The 19,732-nt window shown below is 70.4% G+C and carries 15 protein-coding genes; 9 read left to right on the top strand and 6 right to left on the bottom strand.

All coding sequences use genetic code 11. The features are described from left to right. Positions 1–119: 119 nt before the first annotated feature. Positions 120–2,828 carry a YfhO family protein gene (locus EF387_RS26810; protein ID WP_128379166.1) on the top strand — a complete coding sequence of 903 codons (2,709 nt, stop codon included), beginning with the start codon at positions 120–122 and terminating at the stop codon, positions 2,826–2,828. Between the two features lie 808 nt (positions 2,829–3,636). On the opposite strand, the gene EF387_RS26805 is transcribed toward EF387_RS26810, so the two are convergent. Beyond that, positions 3,637–4,860, bottom strand: coding sequence for a class I SAM-dependent methyltransferase (locus EF387_RS26805; protein WP_128379280.1), 1,224 nt, complete (start codon positions 4,858–4,860; stop codon positions 3,637–3,639). A gap of 269 nt (positions 4,861–5,129) precedes the next feature. On the opposite strand from EF387_RS26805, the gene EF387_RS26800 reads away from it, so the two are divergent. The 3 genes from EF387_RS26800 to groL all read left to right on the top strand — a co-directional run bounded on the left by EF387_RS26800 (position 5,130) and on the right by groL (position 8,526). After that, the gene (locus EF387_RS26800) at positions 5,130–6,191 is read left to right on the top strand and encodes a polysaccharide deacetylase family protein (protein ID WP_238431717.1); all 1,062 of its coding nucleotides are present in this window, start codon (positions 5,130–5,132) and stop codon (positions 6,189–6,191) included. Between the two features lie 280 nt (positions 6,192–6,471). After that, the gene (gene groES, locus EF387_RS26795; protein ID WP_014178834.1) at positions 6,472–6,780 is read left to right on the top strand and encodes a co-chaperone GroES; all 309 of its coding nucleotides are present in this window, start codon (positions 6,472–6,474) and stop codon (positions 6,778–6,780) included. A 120-nt stretch (positions 6,781–6,900) separates the two neighbouring features. Further along, positions 6,901–8,526: a chaperonin GroEL gene (gene groL, locus EF387_RS26790; RefSeq protein ID WP_128379164.1), complete on the top strand. Its 1,626-nt coding sequence runs from the start codon at positions 6,901–6,903 to the stop codon at positions 8,524–8,526. A gap of 256 nt (positions 8,527–8,782) precedes the next feature. Here groL and EF387_RS26785 read toward each other — a convergent pair whose 3' ends face one another. The 3 genes from EF387_RS26785 to EF387_RS26775 all read right to left on the bottom strand — a co-directional run bounded on the left by EF387_RS26785 (position 8,783) and on the right by EF387_RS26775 (position 11,116). Continuing rightward, complete coding sequence (locus tag EF387_RS26785; RefSeq protein ID WP_128379163.1) at positions 8,783–9,490, bottom strand: ester cyclase; 708 nt, start codon at positions 9,488–9,490, stop codon at positions 8,783–8,785. Positions 9,491–9,584: 94 nt separating this feature from the next. Beyond that, entirely contained in the window at positions 9,585–10,358 is a 774-nt protein-coding gene (locus EF387_RS26780) for an SDR family NAD(P)-dependent oxidoreductase (protein WP_128379162.1), read from the bottom strand. An 89-nt stretch (positions 10,359–10,447) separates the two neighbouring features. Then, a complete protein-coding gene (locus tag EF387_RS26775) occupies positions 10,448–11,116 on the bottom strand; it encodes an MOSC domain-containing protein (RefSeq protein ID WP_128379161.1) in 669 nt (222 codons plus the stop codon). Between the two features lie 80 nt (positions 11,117–11,196). Here EF387_RS26775 and EF387_RS26770 point away from each other — a divergent pair, with 80 nt between their 5' ends. Continuing rightward, positions 11,197–12,090: a LysR family transcriptional regulator gene (locus EF387_RS26770; protein WP_128379160.1), complete on the top strand. Its 894-nt coding sequence runs from the start codon at positions 11,197–11,199 to the stop codon at positions 12,088–12,090. Between the two features lie 271 nt (positions 12,091–12,361). Here EF387_RS26770 and EF387_RS26765 read toward each other — a convergent pair whose 3' ends face one another. Beyond that, positions 12,362–12,694 carry a WhiB family transcriptional regulator gene (locus EF387_RS26765; protein ID WP_128379159.1) on the bottom strand — a complete coding sequence of 111 codons (333 nt, stop codon included), beginning with the start codon at positions 12,692–12,694 and terminating at the stop codon, positions 12,362–12,364. Positions 12,695–13,085: 391 nt separating this feature from the next. Between EF387_RS26765 and EF387_RS26760 the strand changes: the two genes are divergently transcribed. The 4 genes from EF387_RS26760 to EF387_RS26745 all read left to right on the top strand — a co-directional run bounded on the left by EF387_RS26760 (position 13,086) and on the right by EF387_RS26745 (position 17,545). Further along, the gene (locus tag EF387_RS26760; RefSeq protein WP_003948568.1) at positions 13,086–13,697 is read left to right on the top strand and encodes a response regulator transcription factor; all 612 of its coding nucleotides are present in this window, start codon (positions 13,086–13,088) and stop codon (positions 13,695–13,697) included. A 257-nt stretch (positions 13,698–13,954) separates the two neighbouring features. Beyond that, entirely contained in the window at positions 13,955–14,530 is a 576-nt protein-coding gene (locus EF387_RS26755) for a sigma-70 family RNA polymerase sigma factor (protein WP_128379158.1), read from the top strand. A gap of 244 nt (positions 14,531–14,774) precedes the next feature. After that, positions 14,775–16,280 carry an IMP dehydrogenase gene (gene guaB, locus EF387_RS26750; RefSeq protein WP_128379157.1) on the top strand — a complete coding sequence of 502 codons (1,506 nt, stop codon included), beginning with the start codon at positions 14,775–14,777 and terminating at the stop codon, positions 16,278–16,280. 140 nt (positions 16,281–16,420) lie between these two features. After that, positions 16,421–17,545, top strand: coding sequence for a GuaB3 family IMP dehydrogenase-related protein (locus EF387_RS26745; RefSeq protein ID WP_128379156.1), 1,125 nt, complete (start codon positions 16,421–16,423; stop codon positions 17,543–17,545). A gap of 736 nt (positions 17,546–18,281) precedes the next feature. Here EF387_RS26745 and EF387_RS26740 read toward each other — a convergent pair. Continuing rightward, the gene (locus tag EF387_RS26740) at positions 18,282–19,490 is read right to left on the bottom strand and encodes a nucleotide sugar dehydrogenase (protein WP_128379155.1); all 1,209 of its coding nucleotides are present in this window, start codon (positions 19,488–19,490) and stop codon (positions 18,282–18,284) included. Between the last annotated feature and the right edge of the window lie 242 nt (positions 19,491–19,732).

The following is a 19,732-nucleotide window of genomic DNA, read 5'->3' as shown; positions in this document are numbered from 1 at the left end:
GCTTGTTCGATCCTTTCGGTGAGTGGTTTACGGAGAACACCCGATTTCCCCATATTTGCCTGCGCAAATAAAGCGTGTCGCGCGGACAGGGGCCGGATGTGAAGCCGGCAGCCCCTTTCATGAAGGAGACCGCCGTCTCCATCGCGGGCGGTGGTGACCGGCCGTCGGACGCCGCACCGCGGCCGTCCGCCGATCCGCCGCCGGGCCGCCGCGCACCCCGGTGGCTGAGAGGACCGAGGCCGGCCGGGCCCGAGGGGAAGGCGGCCCTGCTCGCGGCCGTGCTGAGCGTCACCGCGTTCTGCGTCGCGGACGTCATCGCCCGCAGCTACCCCTTCGGACCGCGCACCCGGAGCGTCAACGACCTGGGCAACCAGTACGTGCCCTACCACGCCCACTTGTGGGACCTGCTGCACGGCAGGGCCGATGGCGGCCTGCTCCTCAACTGGCAGTCCGGGCTCGGCGCCGGCTTCCTGCCCGACCTCGGCACCTACGTCGCCAGCCCGTTCGCCCTCCTCGTGGCGGTGTTCCCGCGGGACGAGATCGACCTCGCGGTGTATGTGATCACCGTGCTCAAGACGGCGTCGGCCGGTGCCGCCATGGCATGGCTGCTGCTGCGCCTGCGCCCGGGCCCCTGGTGGGCGGCGGGACTGCTCGGCATGTCGTACGCCCTGTGCGGCTGGAGCTTGGCGGACGCCTCGTACAACCCGATGTGGCTTGACGGCCTGATCGCCCTGCCGCTGCTGTGCCTGGTCGGCGAATGGGCGCTGCGGGGGCGGCGCCTCGTCCTCGGGGTCCTCATCGTGACGATCGTGTGGATCGCCAACTTCTACACGGCGTACATGGCCACGATCGGCGCCGGCCTGGTGGTGCTGCTGCGGCTGTGCCTCGCCGACCTGTCGCGCCGGCAGCGGCTCATGGCGGCGGGCCGCGCCGTCCTGACCGTGGCCCTGGGCCTGGGCCTGGCCGCGCCTTTGGTGTCGGTGGTCTACTTCGGCAGCAAGCACGCTTCTCCAAACCTGTGGGGGCGGTTCGTACCCGTCGCGACGGAGGACCTGCTGGCCCGGCTGCTGCCGACGACGTATCAGTTCGGCACTCCGTCCGTGTTCGTGGGGAGCTCGGCGCTGCTGCTCGCACTCGCCCTGCCCTTCCACCGCGCGGTCCCCGCACGGGTGCGCGGCGGATGGACACTGCTGGTGGTCGCGATGACGCTGTCGATGCAATGGGGCCCGACCCAGTTGTTCTGGCACGCCTTCGCCGTCCCAGTGGGCAGCGGGTACCGCCAGGCGTTCGTGCTCTGCGCGCTGCTGGTGATCGCCGCCTGGCACGCGCTGTCGTACGGCCCCCCGGGCCCGCGCGCACTGGGCGCGGCGGGAGCGCTGCTCGCCCTGATCCTCGCCCTCGCCGGCAAAAGCGAGCTGACGAGCCGATCCTTCACCCTCCCGCTCGCCCTCGCCGCCGCCGTCGGCGCCCTGGGCGGCCTGGTCCTGCTCCGGCGGCGCGGCAGCAGGAACCTGGTTTTCGCCGTGGTCCTGCTCTTATGCACACAGTTCGGCGAGGCCGCCGCCACCTCCGCCGTCGACACGCGGCTGCGTCTGGCGCGCATGGACGACTACGCGCCCTGGGGTGCGCGGCAGGAGCAGCAGGCGCGGGCGGTCGCCGAAGCCGACGGCTGGCCCCGGTACCGGACCGACCCGGGCCGCGAACAGACCGTGGCCAACGACCCGCTGCTGGTGGGCGGGCAGGGCGCCCAGTACTACAGCAGCCACACCTCCGACGTCCTGAGCAGCATGCTCACCGCTCTGGGGGGTGGCTGGACCTCGCGCGGCCGGAACCTGCAGAGCCTGGACAACGCTGTCACGGACGCGATCTTCTCCATCGGCGCCCGAGTGCACTCCCCGCCGGACCCGCACCAGAACTGGTTCCCCAAGGACGGCAGCCGGGTGACCGTGACCCGGCAGGACGTGCCCCCACTGGTGACGCTCCGGCCGCCCGGGGACGGCGCTCATGGCCGCAACGGCGTCTCCGCCTTCGGGGCCTCGCCGTACCGCAACCAGGAACTGCTGCTGGGCACGCGCGTGTACACCCTGCCTCGGCTGACGGTGCGCACCGCGGAGGGAACGTCACCCTCCCGCGGTCACTACCCGCGGCTGGGGCTGCGCCTCGGCCCCCTGCCCACCGCGACCGCCGGACGCAAGCCGACAATCACGGGCAGCTGCCAGGCCGGCGACGAGGTGTATCTGTGGGCGCCGCACTTCTCGGGCACCGCGCGGCTCGCCGGTTCCTCGGCCCAGGGGCTGACCGGGCGGTTCAGGGCCGACTACCCCTCCGACTCCGCCCTCACCAAGATCGCCTCCATGCAGCGGCTGGGCACGGTCCCGGCCTCCGGACGGTTCCGGATCGAGCTGTCCCCGGACAGGACGAGCCTTGTTCCCGACGGCGCCGTCGGCTGCCTTGACACCGCCCGGCTGCGCACCGCCGTCGAACGGCTGAAGGACACCGGCGCCACCCGGGTGAGCGTCTCGGGCGGGACCATCCGTGCCGAACTCCCCGCCGGCAGCACCGGAACCGCGGTCGTCGCGGCGCCCCGGATCGCCGGCTGGCGTTGTGCCGCGGGCGACGCTCCCGCCGTGCCAGCCCAGAACCGCTACGGGCTCATCGCCGTACCGCTCGACGGCTCCGCGACCAGCGTGACCTGCACCTTCCACCCGCCGGGGCTGCGCCTTGGCATGGCGGCCGCAGCCTCCGCGCTCACCGCCCTGATTCTGCTCGGCGCCGTCGGCCACGTCCGTCGGCGACGGGCCCCAGGCGACGGCCGCCCCGCACCCTGACCACCGCTCTTTCCAACGCGCCCCTCGGAGCCAGGCAGGCTGACCAACGCAAGAACCAGTGGACGGCCCCACGCCGGACACCGCACCCCGCGACGAAGGAAGGATTCGCTAATGCACACGGAAATGCGCAGGGGCAATGTGCACGGTAATGCATAGGAAATGACCCTAGGAATCCCGTCCCGCAACGGCGCGCCAGATCCTGGGTCAGATCCTCATCTGCGACCTGGTCCGGGCGGTCATCGCCATGATGTGCCACGGATTATTTCTGTTCTTCCTCATTTGCCTGCGATATCTCGCCGCACACATTCTCGCCTTCATCCTGAGCGTGCACCGGGCCCTTTTTCCACCTCGTCGTGATGGTGGCTGAGAAAGCCCGAGAATCGCCTGGCCGGTGGCCGGTGGGCGGTGCGGTGCGCGGCCGGGCTGGACCATGACACCGAGCAGTGGGCGCAGCGCAGCGCGCGTGGTGGCAGGCCGGGTGCCGTGACGCTTCCTGCAGGCCGACGGCGAGAGCGGGAAGCGGTTCGGCAACGAGAGCTGCTGGACATCACCGTCGAGGTCGTCTTGCCGCAACCCCGACGACCAGGGCAAGGCCTTCGTCCGCGGCCCAAGCGGTGGGCGGTCGAGCAGGTCAACGGCACGCTGATGCTGCACCGGCGCCCGGCCGGCGAGTACGGCCACCGCCCCGACAACGCCGCCTCGCGCGTCACCGGGCCGCCACCGCGAACATGACCCGCCGACCACACCCACCCCGACCAGGCGTTCCGCGTCCGCGAACTTCACGAGTTCCTCGGCATGCACAGCCCTGTTACGGGCCCTCCACCGGGTGCCCCAGCAGCATCGTCGGGGCGCCCGCCACCCGGGTGAGGAAGACCGTCGCCGAATGTGGTCCCTGGGGCTTCACCTTCCGGCGCAGTTCCTCCGGCTCCACCGCCGAGCCGCGCTTCTTCACCGTCAGGATCCCGACTCCGCGCTCCCTGAGCAGTGCCTTCAGCCGCTTGACGTTGAAGGGGAGCCGGTCGGTGATCTCGTAGGCCGTCGCGTACGGGGTGGTGAGCGGCTCGTCCGCCGTGATGTACGCGATCGTCCCGTCGAGCAGACCCCCGCCCAGCTCCGCCGCCACCTCCGCCACCAGATGGGCCCGGATGACGGCGCCGTCCGGCTCGTACAGATAACGCCCCGGCTCCCGCACCGGCGGGTCGGGCAGACCCCGGCCCAGCAGGCTGCGCGGGCCGGGCAGCAGGGTCGCCCGCACCGCGCCCGGCTCGGTGCCGAACCACAGCACCGCCTCCTTCACGTCCCCGCCGTCCGAGATCCACTCCGCCTCGGCCTCGGCCGGGACTGCCTCGTGCGGGATGCCGGGTGCGATCTTCAGGGCCGCGTACGGGGCCTTCAGGGCGGCGGCGACGGCCCAGGAGAGCGGCGGTGAGTACGCCTCGGGGTCGAAGATCCGGCCGCGTCCGCCCCGGCGGGCCGGGTCCACGAACACCGCGTCATGGCCGGAGGTGTCGACGTCGGAGACGTCCGCCTCCCGTACCTCGATCAGTTCGGCGAGCCCCAGCGCCTCCGCGTTGGCCCTGGCCACGGCGCAGGTCAGCGGGTCGCGGTCGACGGCGAGCACCCGGATCCCGGCACGCGCCAACGCGATCGCGTCGCCGCCGATGCCGCAGCAGAGGTCGGCGGCGGACCGCACGCCGAGCGCCCGCAGACGCTCTGCGCGGTGGGCCGCGACCGAGGTCCGCGTCGCCTGCTCGACCCCGTGCGGGGTGAAGAACATCCGGCCCGCGTCCGCCGCCCCGAACTTCGCCGCCGCCCGCTCCCGCAGCCGTGCCTGCGCCAGTGCGGCGGAGACCAGAGCGGCGGGATGGTCCCGGCGCAGCCGGGTCGCGACGGCCAGCTCCCGCGCGGGGTCGGTGCCGCGCACCTCGGCGAGCAGGGCGCGGCCCTCGGGGGTGAGCAGGGAGGCGAAGTCGTTCACCGGTCCATTGTGGGCCAGACGGGTGGGGCGTTCGGCGACGTGCCGTGCGGCCATGAAGCTGTCGAGCGCTTCCATCGTCGGGAAGGCCACGACGACCATCGCTGAGCGTCACGGGAGGTCGAACCCATGTCGGCGACATCCCTCGCTCGAGCGGAGCCTGGAGCTCGGGGGTGGGCCAGTCGGTGGATGGCACGAGGGGGGCGGCGGTGTCGGCGCGGTGGGGCGGGCCCGGACTGGGAGCATGCGGCACCATGCGACTCGTACGACAAAAGGAAGAAAAGAGAAATTCAGGAGTCAAGCGGACGTCGCGTACGGGGCTCGTCGTGCTGGCCGCCGCCCTCCTCGCCTCGGCCTGCGGCGGTGCGGACCCCTCCGGCACGCACAACGGCGCCCGCGGTCCCGACCCCGCACCGGAGAGATCCCACGGGCATGAGAGATCGACCGGGCCCGGGAGTTCCCAAGGGTCCGGTCGCCCGGCTCCCCAGGACTCGGCTCGCAAGGGCTCGGCTTCCAAGGACTCGGCTCGCAAGGGCTCGGCTTCCAAGGACTCGGCTCGCAAGGGCTCGGCTTCCAAGGACTCGGCCCCCCAGGACTCGGCCTCCAAGGGATCGGTCGCGAAGGGCGCGGTTCCGGAGGGCGACTCGTACGCCTCCCGCCTCCGTGCCGCACAACGGGCCCGCGCCGTCGCGGCCAGGCGCTGGGGGCTGGAGAAGGTCCCGCTGCCCGCGCCCCGACCGCCTGCCGTCAAACCCAGGCTGACCACCCGTCACGGGTTCGAGGTCAAGAACCACCAGGCTCTCCCGCCGGTCTTCACGACCGTCCCCACCACGGACAAGGTCGTCTTCCTCACCATCGACGACGGCGCGGAGAAGGACCCCGCGCTCCTGCGCATGATGAACGACCTGAAGATCCCCTACACCGCCTTCCTCAGCGATTACCTGATCAAGGACGACTACGGCTACTTCAGGAAGATGCAGTCGCAGGGTGTCACCATCAACAACCACACCCTCAACCACCCCCGTCTGCCCGGCCTGTCGTACGAGGAGCAGAAGCGCGAGATCTGCGGCATGCAGGACGTCATCGAGAAGCGGTACGGCAAGCGGCCCGCGGTCTTCCGGCCGCCGTACGGCAACTACAACCGGGACACTCTGCGCGCCGCGAGATCCTGCGGCATCAAGGCCGTACCGCTGTGGAACGAGGAGGTCTTCGCCGACCGCTGGGAGTACCGTGAGAGCGACCGCCGACTGCGCCCCGGCGACATCGTCCTCACCCACTTCCGCGGCCGTGAGGTCTGGAAGGGCAGCATGCCCGACGCCATCCGCCGCTTCCTGGAACTGGTCACCGACAGCGGCTACGCGGTCGCACGCCTCGAGGACTACCTCTGAGCCGGAGGCCGTGGCGCGCCCGGCCGGCGCGGATCGTGACGGGCCGCCGCGAGGGCTGCGTGGTGACTGCCCCCGGGTGACGGGGAGACGGCGCGGCACCGCCGTGATTGGCACTCCGCTTGACCGAGTGCTAACCGCGGTCATAGTCTCGGCTCTGGCACTCCCCACCGGAGAGTGCCAACAACGCGACGGGCAGGTCCGGCACCCGCGACGACGGATCGACCTGGTCGCCACCTCAGACAGTTAACCCCGTGAGATCTCCGAAGGGGGAGGTCGGATCGTGACGACCGCCAGCTCCAAGGTTGCCATCAAGCCGCTCGAGGACCGCATTGTGGTCCAGCCGCTGGACGCCGAGCAGACCACGGCTTCGGGCCTGGTCATTCCGGACACCGCCAAGGAGAAGCCCCAGGAGGGCGTCGTCCTGGCCGTAGGCCCGGGCCGCTTCGAGGACGGGAACCGCCTTCCGCTCGACGTTTCCGTCGGCGACGTTGTCCTGTACAGCAAGTACGGCGGCACCGAGGTGAAGTACAACGGCGAGGAGTACCTCGTCCTCTCGGCTCGCGACGTGCTCGCGATCATCGAGAAGTAATTCACCGAGCATTTTGCTTTTGCTGTGAGCTGCGCCCCTGGCCCCCGCGACCGATGAGAAGCCGGGCGTCGGGGGCGCGGTTCATTTCACCTCTAGTTTCCTGAGAGGGCCAACGCTCCCATGGCGAAGATCCTGAAGTTCGACGAGGACGCCCGTCGCGCCCTCGAGCGCGGCGTCAACAAGCTGGCCGACACGGTCAAGGTGACCATCGGCCCCAAGGGCCGCAACGTCGTCATCGACAAGAAGTTCGGCGCGCCCACCATCACCAACGACGGCGTCACCATCGCCCGCGAGGTAGAGGTCGAGGACCCGTACGAGAACCTCGGCGCGCAGCTCGTGAAGGAGGTGGCGACCAAGACCAACGACATCGCGGGTGACGGCACCACCACCGCCACCGTGCTCGCCCAGGCCCTGGTGCGCGAGGGTCTGAAGAACGTTGCCGCGGGTGCCTCCCCGGCCGCCCTGAAGAAGGGCATCGACGCCGCCGTCGCCGCGGTCTCCGAGGAACTCCTCGCGACGGCCCGCCCGATCGACGAGAAGTCCGACATCGCCGCCGTCGCCGGTCTTTCCGCGCAGGACAGCCAGGTCGGCGAGCTCATCGCCGAGGCGATGGACAAGGTCGGCAAGGACGGTGTCATCACCGTCGAGGAGTCCAACACCTTCGGTCTGGAGCTGGACTTCACCGAGGGCATGGCCTTCGACAAGGGCTACCTGTCGCCGTACTTCGTGACGGACCAGGAGCGCATGGAGGCCGTCCTGGAGGACCCGTACATCCTCATCCACCAGGGCAAGATCTCCGCGATCGCGGACCTGCTGCCGCTGCTGGAGAAGGTCATCCAGGCCGGCTCCTCCAAGCCGCTGCTGATCATCGCCGAGGACGTCGAGGGCGAGGCCCTCTCCACCCTCGTCGTCAACAAGATCCGCGGCACGTTCAACGCGGTCGCGGTGAAGGCCCCCGGCTTCGGTGACCGCCGCAAGGCCATGCTCGGTGACATCGCCACCCTCACCGGCGGCACGGTCATCGCCGAGGAGGTCGGCCTCAAGCTCGACCAGGTCGGCCTGGACGTGCTGGGCAGCGCCCGCCGCGTCACCGTCACCAAGGACGACACCACGATCGTCGACGGTGCCGGCAAGTCCGAGGACGTCACCGGGCGGGTCGCCCAGATCAAGGCCGAGATCGAGAGCACCGACTCCGACTGGGACCGCGAGAAGCTCCAGGAGCGCCTCGCGAAGCTGGCCGGCGGCGTGTGCGTGATCAAGGTCGGCGCCGCCACCGAGGTGGAGCTGAAGGAGAAGAAGCACCGTCTGGAGGACGCCATCTCCGCGACCCGCGCCGCGGTCGAGGAGGGCATCGTCTCCGGTGGTGGCTCCGCGCTCGTCCACGCCGCGAAGGTCCTGGAGGGCGGCCTCGGCAAGGACGGCGACGAGGCCACCGGTGTCGCGGTCGTCCGCCGTGCCGCGGTGGAGCCGCTGCGCTGGATCGCCGAGAACGCCGGCCTCGAGGGCTACGTCATCGTCTCCAAGGTGGCCGAGCTCGACAAGGGCCAGGGCTACAACGCCGCCACCGGCGAGTACGGCGACCTGGTCAAGCAGGGCGTCATCGACCCGGTCAAGGTCACCCGCTCCGCCCTGGAGAACGCCGCCTCCATCGCGTCGCTGCTCCTGACGACCGAGACCCTGGTCGTCGAGAAGCCGGCCGAGGAGGAGCCGGAGGCAGCGGGCCACGGCCACGGCCACTCCCACTGAACCGGTCAGTCACAGCCAACCCTGTGACGGCTTGAGGCCCGGCACTCCATCACGGAGTGCCGGGCCTCGGCACGTTTCCCGTGTACGGGAGGCTCCCGCTACGGTTGTGTTCCCGTTACGGCCGGAATCCGGCTTACGGCTGCAATCCGGCGCGGTCCGCCGGGGGTTGGCGGGGTTGACGGGGACGCAGGCCCTTGCCCCGTGCGGGCCGCACGGGCCAGGGGCTGGGGTCGCAGGGGCGGGCGCGACCCGGCGGTCAGAGCTCCAACGGGTCCAGGGCGCCGAGTTGCTGCATCAGCCCGAGCCGGTCGTACTCCCACCAGCCCTCGACGATCTTCCCGTCCTCCTGGAAGCGGAGGATGGTGACACCGTCCATGGTGACCTTGGCGCCGGAGTTCGGAATTCCGAGGAACTCGCCCTTCTGCGTTCCGTTCCACGACCACCGGGTGCAGACGCGGTCGTTCTGGGCGATCTGGTCCTCGACGGTGAAGGCGAAGTCGAAGGCCCCGCGCCACATCTCCATCTCGCGCCGGATGGCGTCCCGCCCGATGGTGTCCTGAGCGTTGGCGGGGTCGTGGTCGTGGTAGTTCTCCGCGATCAGATCGTCGAACTGGGGCAGTTCACCCTCGGTGGCGATGAGTTCGAAGAGCCTTCGGGCGTTGGCCGTGTACAACTGCTCGTCCCGGACCACGTCGAGGTCCGTGAAGGTGGGCATCTCGTCGCACAGCTCGACCAGTTGTCGGAATATGCGGTCGGTCTCCGGGAGATTGGAGTTCCGCATCGCCTCCTCGTAGGACGGGAACTCCACGATTTCGACGAAGTGCGACGCGTCCGAGCGGTCCTTCCCGATCACATTGTGTGTCGCGGTCCGCTTTCCCCTGGTCTGCTCGACCCAGGCGTCCATGAGCCGGTTCATCTCGTCGAACCGGCTGGTCTTGCAGTCGATGAGTTGCACAAAGGTCATGACGCCGCCTCTCGGCCCCCCTGACTCCGGCTGAATCCACCCCTATTTTAGTGCGATTCGCACCTTGCGCCCTGTTCGGGAGGATTGGTGATGCCTACTGCGGCCCGTACTTGCGCCCGGTACGTGACGTGATCCCACCCACCAGCCCCCTCGGCACGACCTTCACCATCCCCATCAGCGCCTTGTAGCGAGGATCCGGAATCGACAGCGACTTGCCCCGCGACAGATCCGCCATCGCCGACGTGACCAGCTTGTCCGCGTCGAGCCACATCCAGCCCGGGATGTTGTCCGTGCCCATGCCCGCCCGCTCGTGGAACTCGGTGCGCACGAAACCGGGACACAGGGCCATCAGCCGGACCCCGGAGCCCGCCAGGTCCTTCGCCGCGCCCTGGGTGAACTGCACCACCCACGCCTTGGATGCACCGTAGGTGCCGCGGGGCACGAACGCCGCCACCGACGCCACGTTGATGACGCCGCCACGCCCGCGCTCCCGCATCCCCTCGGTCGCCGCGGAGGTCAGCCGGAGCACCGCCTCGCAGTGCACCTTGAGCATCCTCAGCTCGTCGGACATCGGGACGTCCAGATAGCGGCCCTTGTTGCCGAAGCCGGCATTGTTGACCAGCAGGTCCACCGGATTCCTGCGGTCGCCGAGCCGGTCGGCCACCGCCTCGATGCCATCGTCCGTCGCCAGGTCCGCGGTCAGCACCTCCGCCTCGATGCGATGCCGGTCGTGCAACTCGGTGGCCTGCTCGCGCAGCCGCTTGGTGTCGCGGGCGACCAGGACGAGGTCGTGGCCGTCGGCGGCGAGCCGCCGCGCGAACGCGGCACCGATGCCCGCGGTCGATCCCGTAATCAAAGCCGTTGTCATGAACCAAGATTAGAGACCGGAAGGCCGTCCCCTTTTCCCTGCGTCACACACCCACGCAGGGCCTTCACGAGGACCACCTGAGTCGCGCCCTACGAGCCGTACTTGGCCACATATGCCCGAGCTTTCTCGGCGGCCTCGGGGTGCAGCGCCGGCCCCGCCGCCAGCAGTCGCGGCAGCAGCTCCCGCCGGGTGGTCACCGCCCGGAACTGAAACGCCACGGTCACCTCGTGCTCCGGCCGGTGCACGATCTCGATCGCGTCGCCCGCCCGTATCTCGCCCGGCTCGATCACCCGCAGATAGGCACCCGGCGCCCCGGCCTGCGTGAAGCGCCGCACCCAGCCCTTCTCGCCCACGTGCCCCTGAAAGGTGTTGCAGGGAATCCGCCCGGAGGTGACCTCCAGAAGCACCTCCGCCCCGACCCGCCAACGCTCGCCGATCTTCGCCCCGGAGACGTCGAGCCCCTCCGTGGTGAGGTTCTCGCCGAACGAGCCGTTGCGCAGCGTTCGGCCCAGCTGGCGCTCCCAGCCGTCGAGGTCCTCCCGGGCGAACGCGTACACGGCCTGTTCGTCCCCGCCGTGGTGCCTCAGCTCGCAGATCGTGTCCCCGGCCACCCCACTGCCGCCGACCCCCTTGGGCCCGGGGGCGGTCACCCGGACCGCCCCGTCCACCGGCAGTTTGTCGATGCCGGTGAGTCCCTCGGCGTGGTCGGTGTACGGCACGGCCTTCGGACGGCCCACATTCACGGAAAGAAGCTTCATGGACCGCACGGTAAGCGATCGACACCAAAGCGTCGACGCAGTATTCGGCGGTTGCCCCAAGTCGCCCTTATGCTCGCCGCATGATCGAGGCCCGTCATCTCCGCGTCCTGCGCGCCGTCGCCACCACGGGGTCCTTCTCCGCGGCCGGTCGGGAACTGGGCTGCACCCAGCCCGCCGTCAGCCAGCAGATAAAGGCGCTCGAGGCCTCCGTGGGCACTCCGCTGCTGATCCGTACCGGTCGGGAGATGCGCCTCACCCAGGCCGGCGAAGCCCTGGTCCGCCATGCCGCGGGCATCCTCTCCGGGCTCACCGCCGCCGAGGAGGAGGTCGCCGCGATCGCGGGACTGCGCGCGGGCCGGGTCCGGCTCGTGTCGTTCCCCAGCGGCAGCTCCACCCTCGTCCCCGCCGCACTCGCCGCCCTGCGCGCCGCGCACCCCGGGACCCGCGTCTCCCTGGAGGAGGCCGAACCCCCACGGTCGGTGGAGATGCTGCGAGAGGGCGACTGCGATGTGGCGCTGGCGTTCCGGTACGCGGGCGCGGCCACGGAGGAGTGGGACGACCTGGTCGTGCGCCGGCTGCTCACCGACCGGCTGGTCGGCCTCGTGCCCGAACGGCACCCGCTGGCCGGGGCGGATGCCGTCGCCATTGGGGAACTCGCCGGCGAACCCTGGATCGCGGGCTGCCCGCGCTGCCGCCGTCAACTGGTGGAGGCCTGCGCCGGCGCTGGTTTCGAACCCCGCATCGACTTCGCGACGGACGACTATCCGGCAGTGGTCGGTCTGGTCGGCGCCGGGCTGGGCGTCGCGGTGCTCCCGCAGCTCGCTCTCGAGTCGGTACGGCCGAGGGGGACGCGCGTCGTGAGGCTGGAGCCGGCCGTGAAACGGGAGATCGTCGCCCTGACGCTGCCCGACCTGGCCCGGGTGCCCGCGGTCGCGGCCACGCTCGACCACCTGGCACGCGCGGCGGCACGCTGACGGAAGAAGAAGACGCTGACGGAGGAGAAGACGCCGACGGAGAAGAGAAGAAGGGGACGGGACGGGACGGGACTGGGCCGGGGGCGCGCGGCGAGACGGGGAGGGCGGGGTCACCGGGCGGCCGGGAGCGGAGAGGCCCGCGGGGAGGGCGGGGTCACCGGGCGGCCGGGAGCGGAGAGGCCCGGGGGAGGCAGGGGCCGGGCGGCAGGAGCGGGGCAAAGCCTGGAAAAACGAGGGCACGCGATACGCGCGCCCTAGAAGAAACGTTACTTCAGTCGTTCATCGGATGTCCCGAGGTGCCGGACGCCGATGCCGGCACCAGCCGGTTGCGCGCCCGTCCCATGAGCTCCTCGCGTTCGTCCTCGGTCAGTCCGCCCCAGACCCCGTAGGGCTCGCGCACCGCGAGCGCGTGCGCCGCACACTCCGCGCGTACCGGGCAGCGCATGCAAACCTCTTTGGCCGAGTTCTCACGTGCGCTCCGTGCCGCACCGCGCTCGCCCTCCGGGTGGAAGAAGAGCGAGCTGTCGACCCCTCGACAGGCTGCGAGGAGCTGCCAGTCCCACAAATCCGCGTTCGGTCCGGGAAGGCGGGAGAAATCTGCCATTGCACGTCCCCTTGCTGCCGTCTCTGAGCGGATACGAGTGCCCTAGACCGTACATCTACCGTCTAAGGAGATGAAAATATGACTCATTGCGAATCTAGCTACAGACACCAGCAAATGGGAAGAAAACCGGCCGAATGGGGCACGCCTTGTGATGAAACGTTGAGGGTCCGCCCCGGGTGTCTGCACCGTGTCCGTCCCCTCACGTAGAGTGCCGATCGTGGCTGTCTGACCCGTAACTCTTTCGAGTGACCATCGTTGAGAGTGCGGATGCGGTTGAAGGAACAAGCGCTCGGGAAGGTGTCCGATCGGCTCGGGATGTCGACCGCACAGGTGACGATTCGTAACCAGCCTGGAGGCTCAAGGTGACGCGCATCAGCTGCGGAGGGCGGCCATGACATCCGTCCTCGTCTGCGACGACTCCCCGCTTGCCCGAGAGGCGCTGCGCCGCGCGGTGGCGACAGTGCCCGGCGTAGAGCGCGTGACGACGGCGGCCAACGGCGAGGAAGTCCTCCGCCGCTGGGGTGCCGACCGCTCCGACCTGATTCTGATGGACGTGCGCATGCCCGGTCTGGGCGGCGTCGAGACCGTCCGGCGACTGCTCTCCGCCGACCCCGGCGCGCGCATCATCATGCTCACCGTCGCCGAGGACCTGGACGGGGTGGCGCTCGCCGTGGCCGCAGGCGCCCGCGGCTACCTGCACAAGGACGCCTCCCGTGCGGAACTGCGGGCGACGGTCACCCAGGCGCTGGCCGACCCGACGTGGCGGCTGGCCCCGCGCCGGCTGCGCTCGGCCGAGATGGGTGCGGCGCCGACGCTCACGGCGCGTGAGATCCAGGTGCTCGAAGGCATGAGCCACGGCCGCTCGAACGCCGAGATCGGCCGCGAACTGTTCCTCTCCGAGGACACCGTCAAAACGCACGCCCGCCGCCTGTTCAAGAAGCTCGGCGCCTCGGACCGCGCGCACGCGGTGGCGCTCGGTTTCCGGTGGGGTCTGGTCCGTTAGGTGCGCCGTCGCGGGGGTCCGGCGATCCCCGCCTGCCGCACGGCGGGCGGGGCCGGTACGGGGGCCGGGAAAGTGCCCGCTGCCCGTTTCGCTGCGGATGCCGCATCCTTGAGGGTGTGGAGTTCCTCGGGGACGAGTCGGTCGAGCGGGAGGGGAGGGCGCAGGAGATGAGTTCCGGTGCACCTGCTCATAACGCTTCGGTGCACAACTACGGACGCGGTGCCACGGACGGGACAACGCCAAGGCACCATGGACCGATGCGCGAAGACGAGACGACGGTGATCGGTGCCCTCGTACATCGCGCGGTCGAAGGTGAACCACAGGCCACACACGATTTGCTGGCCCACGTTCATCCCCTGGCGCTGCGGTACTGCCGCACCCGCCTGTCGCGGCTGCCGGGTGACGCCCGGCACTTCGTCGAGGACCTCGCCCAGGAGGTGTGCGTCGCGGTGCTGCTCGCGCTGCCGCGCTACAAGGACACCGGGCGGCCCTTCGAGGCGTTCGTCTTCGCCATCGCCGCGCACAAGGTCGCGGACCTGCAGCGCGCCGCGATGCGGCACCCCGGTTCGACCGCGGTGCCCTCGGACGAGATGCCGGAACGACCGGACGACTCCCTGGGCCCCGAAGAACGCGCCCTGCTGAGCAGTGATGCCGAATGGGCCAAGAAGCTCCTGGCCAACCTCCCGGAGAACCAGCGCGAGCTGCTGCTGCTCAGGATCGCGGTGGGCCTCACGGCGGAGGAGACCGGCCAGATGCTGGGCATGTCCCCCGGAGCGGTGCGCGTCGCCCAGCACCGGGCGCTGAGCCGCCTGCGGGCCCTGGCGGAGCAGTAGCCGCGGGCGGGTCGGCAGTCCTTCGCTTCCGCTTCCGGTCCGCCGGGCGCGTCCCCACCGGGTGTGCCCGAGCGAAGCCGAGCGTGTCCGCTCCGGGCGCCCCGCCGGGGGCGCCTGAACGGGAGCGGGCCCGCCAACGTACCGAGGTGCGGAGTACGGGCCGATGTCAAGCGTGGAATGAGAGACCCTTGCTTCCCGTTAGCATGGACATCCGCACCGATCAAGGCCATCTGGGGAAGGTGTCATGACTGCCAACGTCGACGGAGTGCCCGGAAAATTCGCGACACTCGGGCTGACCTACGACGACGTGCTGCTGTTGCCGGGCGCGTCCGACATGGCGCCCGACCAGATCGACACCGCCTCGTACGTCTCCAAGAACGTACGGGTCAACATCCCGCTGCTGTCCGCCGCCATGGACAAGGTCACCGAGTCCCGCATGGCCATCGCCATGGCCCGCCAGGGTGGCGTCGGCGTGCTGCACCGCAACCTGTCCATCGCCGACCAGGCCAACCAGGTCGACCTGGTCAAGCGCTCCGAGTCCGGCATGGTCACCGACCCGATCACGGTCCACCCGGACGCGACGCTCTCCGAGGCCGACGCGATGTGCGCCAAGTTCCGCATCAGCGGTATCCCGGTCACCGACCCGTCCGGCAGGCTCCTCGGCATCGTCACCAACCGTGACATGGCCTTCGAGACGGACCGCTCGCGCCAGGTCCGCGAGGTCATGACGCCGATGCCGCTGGTGACCGGCAAGGTCGGCATCTCCGGCACCGACGCCATGGACCTGCTGCGCCGCCACAAGATCGAGAAGCTTCCGCTGGTCGACGACGCCGGCGTCCTCAAGGGCCTGATCACGGTCAAGGACTTCGTGAAGGCCGAGAAGTACCCGAACGCCGCCAAGGACTCCGAGGGCCGCCTGCTGGTGGGTGCCGCGGTCGGTGTCGCGGGTGACGCCTTCGAGCGTGCGCAGGCCCTGATCGAGGCGGGCGTCGACTTCATCGTCGTCGACACCGCGCACGGTCACTCCAGGCTGGTCGGCGACATGGTCGCCAAGATCAAGTCGAACTCCTCGGGTGTCGACGTCATCGGCGGCAACATCGCCACCAAGGACGGCGCCCAGGCGCTCATCGACGCCGGTGTCGACGGCATCAAGGTCGGTGTCGGCCCCGGCTCGATCTGCACCACCCGCGTCGTCGCCGGCATCGGCGTCCCGCAGGTGACCGCGATCTACGAGGCCTCGCTCGCCGCCAAGGCGGCCGGTGTCCCGGTCATCGGCGACGGCGGCCTGCAGTACTCCGGTGACATCGCGAAGGCCCTGGTGGCGGGCGCGGACACGGTGATGCTGGGCTCGCTGCTCGCGGGCTGCGAGGAGTCACCGGGCGAACTGCTGTTCATCAACGGCAAGCAGTTCAAGTCGTACCGCGGCATGGGTTCCCTCGGAGCCATGCAGTCCCGCGGCGACCGCAAGTCGTTCTCCAAGGACCGCTACTTCCAGGAGGGCGTCGCCTCGGACGAGCAGCTCGTCCCCGAGGGCATCGAGGGCCAGGTCCCCTACCGCGGCCCGCTCGCTTCGGTCGTCCACCAGCTGGTCGGCGGTCTGCGCCAGTCGATGTTCTACGTCGGCGGCCGCACCGTCCCCGAGCTGCAGGACAAGGGCAGGTTCGTCAGGATCACCTCGGCGGGCCTCAAGGAGAGCCACCCGCACGACATCCAGATGACGGTCGAGGCGCCGAACTACAGCCGCCGCTGACACCCGCCGGTAAGCGCCGCCCCGCGCGCGTGGGGCACGGACAACCGCACAGGGGCGGTCCCGGGAGGTTCCGGGGCCGCCCCTGTCGTGCGCGTCGGGGATACTGGAACGCGCCGAACGCAGAGGGAAAGGCCACAGACGTGACTGAGATCGAGATCGGGCGGGGCAAGCGCGGCCGTCGGGCGTACGCGTTCGACGACATCGCCGTCGTCCCGAGCCGCCGTACCCGGGACCCCAAGGAGGTCTCGATCGCCTGGCAGATCGACGCCTACCGCTTCGAGCTGCCGTTCCTGGCCGCCCCCATGGACTCGGTCGTCTCCCCGGCCACCGCCATCCGCATCGGTGAGCTCGGCGGCCTCGGTGTACTGAACCTGGAAGGTCTGTGGACGCGGCACGAGGACCCGCAGCCGCTGCTCGACGAGATCGCCGAGCTGCCCGACGAGGGCGCCACCCGCCGCCTCCAGGAGATCTACGCCGCCCCGATCCAGGAAGAGCTGATCGGCCGGCGCATCAAGGAGGTCCGCGACTCCGGCGTGGTCACCGCCGCGGCCCTGTCCCCGCAGCGCACCGCCCAGTTCTCCAAGGCCGTCGTCGACGCGGGCGTGGACATCTTCGTCATCCGGGGTACGACGGTCTCCGCCGAGCACGTCTCCGGGTCGCACGAGCCGCTGAACTTGAAGCAGTTCATCTACGAGCTCGACGTCCCGGTGATCGTCGGTGGTTGCGCCACCTACACCGCGGCCCTGCACCTGATGCGCACCGGCGCGGCCGGCGTCCTGGTCGGCTTCGGCGGCGGCGCCGCGCACACCACGCGCAATGTGCTCGGCATCCAGGTGCCGATGGCGACGGCGGTCGCGGACGTGGCTGCGGCCCGCCGTGACTACATGGACGAGTCCGGCGGCCGGTACGTCCACGTCATCGCCGACGGTGGTGTCGGCTGGTCCGGCGACCTGCCGAAGGCGATCGCCTGCGGCGCCGACGCCGTGATGATGGGCTCCCCGCTCGCCCGCGCCACCGACGCGCCCGGCAAGGGCCACCACTGGGGCATGGAGGCGGTCAACGAGGAGCTGCCGCGTGGCAAGAAGGTCGACCTCGGCACGGTCGGCACCATCGAGGAGGTCCTCACCGGCCCCTCGCACACGCCCGACGGCTCGATGAACTTCTTCGGCGCCCTGCGCCGCGCGATGGCCACGACCGGCTACAGCGAGCTGAAGGAGTTCCAGCGGGTCGAGGTCACGGTGGCGGACTCGCAGCACAAGCGGTAGGCGCTGCGCTCGGCTTCAGCCGACTGCTTCAGCTGACGAGAGGGTCCGGTCGCCCGGGAGGGTGACCGGGCCCTTTTGCGTGTCGACGTGGCCTGGCGGGGCCGCGTGGGAGCGTGTTGTGCGGTAAGGGGCGCACGGTTGCGTTCGGGGCGAATGTGGGCTGAACGGGCGTTCTGAGCCGATAGTGTCCGATTCCGGCGCCCCGGTTCTTTGGGGCGCCCCCTTCCAAGGAGCACGTTCCGGACCCCGGCCCTCGGGGCCCGGCCCGAACTCCAATGGACTGCCCACCGGGTCACTGGGCGGCGTCATGGAAGGGGGCGGCCCATGGGACGTCACCGCAAGCCCACCCGCTGGGATCGGATCCGTCTTCGGATGGTGAAGTGCCGGAGGAGGTGGATCTTGCGGATTTACGGGAAGTGAGCGGCCACCCCCACGAGAGCTAGGGGTGGACACTCCGTTCACTTGCCAGGAGCCTGCCGCAGTGACCGCTGCGGTGGGCTCCACCTTTTTGTACGGTACCGGACCCGCCCGTGGGTGGTCCGGGTGCCGGAGGAGGTGGATCTTGCGGATTTACGGGAAGTGAGCGGCCACCCCCACGAGAGCTAGGGGTGGACACTCCGTTCACTTGCCAGGAGCCTGCCGCAGTACCCGCTGCGATAGGCCCCGCCGTACGTTATCGACGCCGAGGAACCACGCGCCACCAGCCCCGGAAGCCCAGCCACCCGCGCGCCCCCCTTCACAACCGATGCGCCGCCCCCGTAGGAGTGGCCCCCCGTGTGTCCAGCAGCAACTGTGCCTTCACCGACAGGCCCTGGAGGTCGTACGTGCGGTGCTGCTGGACCAGGATGGTGAGGTCGGCGTCGGCCGCCGCCTCGTACAGGGAGTCGGCGCGGGGCACCGGGCGGCCGAGGACGCTCCAGGCCGGGACATAGGGGTCGTGGTAGCTGACGGAGGCGCCGAGTTCCAGCAGCCGGACGGCGATCTCGTGGGCGGGGGAGCCCTGTTGGTCGGCGAGGTCGGGCTTGTAGGTGACGCCGAGGAGCAGTACGCGTGCGCCGCGGGCGGATTTGCCGTGTTCGTTGAGGAGTGTGGCGGCGCGCTGGACGACGTAGCGCGGCATGCGGTTGTTGACCTGCTGGGCCAGTTCGACCAGGCGCAGGGGGCGCCCGGGGCGGCCCGCGAGGTCCTGGGCGACCGCGTGGCCGCCGACCCCGGGGCCGGGGCGGAAGGCCTGGAAGCCGAACGGTTTGGTCTCGGCGCAGCGGATGACGTCCCACAGGTCGACGCCCAACTCGTGGCAGAGCTCGGCCATTTCGTTGACCAGGGCGATGTTGACGTGCCGATAGTTGGTCTCCAGGAGCTGCACGGTCTCCGCCTCGCGTGGTCCACGCGCGCGTACCACCTTGTCGGTGAGTCGTCCGTAGAAGGCGGCGGCGGACTCGGTGCAGGCGGGGGTGAGGCCGCCGATCACCTTGGGGGTGTTGGCGGGGCCGTGGACGCGGTTGCCGGGGTCGACGCGGCTGGGGGAGTAGGCGAGGTGGAAGTCCCGGCCCGCGCGCAGTCCGGAGATCTCTTCGAGGAGGGGGCGCAGGAAGTCCTCGGTGGTGCCGGGCGGCACGGGGGACTCCAGGATCACCGTGGTGTGCGGGCGCAGCCGGGCGGCGAGGGTGCGGGCGGCCGTGGCGACCTGGCCGAGGTCGAGGGCGCCGTCCGCGCCGCGGGGGGCCGGGGCGCAGATGACGGCGGTGCGGACCCGGCCGAGGCCGGCGGGGTCGGTGGCCGGGCGGAAGCCCCCCGAGAGCATCCGGCGCAGTTCGGCGGGGGTCAGGGCGCCGCTCTCCGGCCCGGTGAGATAACCGAGGGTGGGGATGCCGGCGGCGACGGCGGCCTGTGCCAGGGGCAGGCCGAGATGGCCGAGTCCGATGACGGCGAGATCTGCGGGCATGGGGGCGGGCCGTCCTTCCTGTAGCCGGAGGGGGGCGAGGGCGCAAGTCCTGTGGACAGGATGGGCGAGCGCAATGTCAGACTAGGAGTAAATATGACCGTTTTCTGGCATTGCGGGCCCGGTGTTCCCCGAGTGTTGTCCACAGGCTGCGAACGGGCGGTGGCTGACTGCGGCTATCGCGGTCACAATTTGGGCATGGGGGATGCCAGCCGGGGCACACCCCCGAAGAGGGTGCGGCGGGC

Source organism: Streptomyces cavernae, assembly GCF_004023625.1.
GTDB lineage: Bacteria > Actinomycetota > Actinomycetes > Streptomycetales > Streptomycetaceae > Streptomyces > Streptomyces cavernae.
This window is presented reverse-complemented; position numbering and strand designations above follow the sequence as displayed.

What these genes read in the sequence shown, in the direction of transcription:
- EF387_RS26810 (WP_128379166.1), top strand. Translation starts at nt 120, where the DNA reads ATGAAGGAGACCGCCGTCTCCATCGCGGGCGGTGGTGACCGGCCGTCG.
- groL (WP_128379164.1), top strand. Translation starts at nt 6,901, where the DNA reads ATGGCGAAGATCCTGAAGTTCGACGAGGACGCCCGTCGCGCCCTCGAG.
- EF387_RS26775 (WP_128379161.1), bottom strand. Translation starts at nt 11,116, where the DNA reads ATGAAGCTTCTTTCCGTGAATGTGGGCCGTCCGAAGGCCGTGCCGTAC.
- EF387_RS26805 (WP_128379280.1), bottom strand. Translation starts at nt 4,860, where the DNA reads ATGGCCGCACGGCACGTCGCCGAACGCCCCACCCGTCTGGCCCACAAT.
- EF387_RS26770 (WP_128379160.1), top strand. Translation starts at nt 11,197, where the DNA reads ATGATCGAGGCCCGTCATCTCCGCGTCCTGCGCGCCGTCGCCACCACG.
- EF387_RS26740 (WP_128379155.1), bottom strand. Translation starts at nt 19,490, where the DNA reads ATGCCCGCAGATCTCGCCGTCATCGGACTCGGCCATCTCGGCCTGCCC.
- guaB (WP_128379157.1), top strand. Translation starts at nt 14,775, where the DNA reads ATGACTGCCAACGTCGACGGAGTGCCCGGAAAATTCGCGACACTCGGG.
- EF387_RS26780 (WP_128379162.1), bottom strand. Translation starts at nt 10,358, where the DNA reads ATGACAACGGCTTTGATTACGGGATCGACCGCGGGCATCGGTGCCGCG.
- EF387_RS26755 (WP_128379158.1), top strand. Translation starts at nt 13,955, where the DNA reads ATGCGCGAAGACGAGACGACGGTGATCGGTGCCCTCGTACATCGCGCG.
- EF387_RS26765 (WP_128379159.1), bottom strand. Translation starts at nt 12,694, where the DNA reads ATGGCAGATTTCTCCCGCCTTCCCGGACCGAACGCGGATTTGTGGGAC.
- EF387_RS26785 (WP_128379163.1), bottom strand. Translation starts at nt 9,490, where the DNA reads ATGACCTTTGTGCAACTCATCGACTGCAAGACCAGCCGGTTCGACGAG.
- EF387_RS26760 (WP_003948568.1), top strand. Translation starts at nt 13,086, where the DNA reads ATGACATCCGTCCTCGTCTGCGACGACTCCCCGCTTGCCCGAGAGGCG.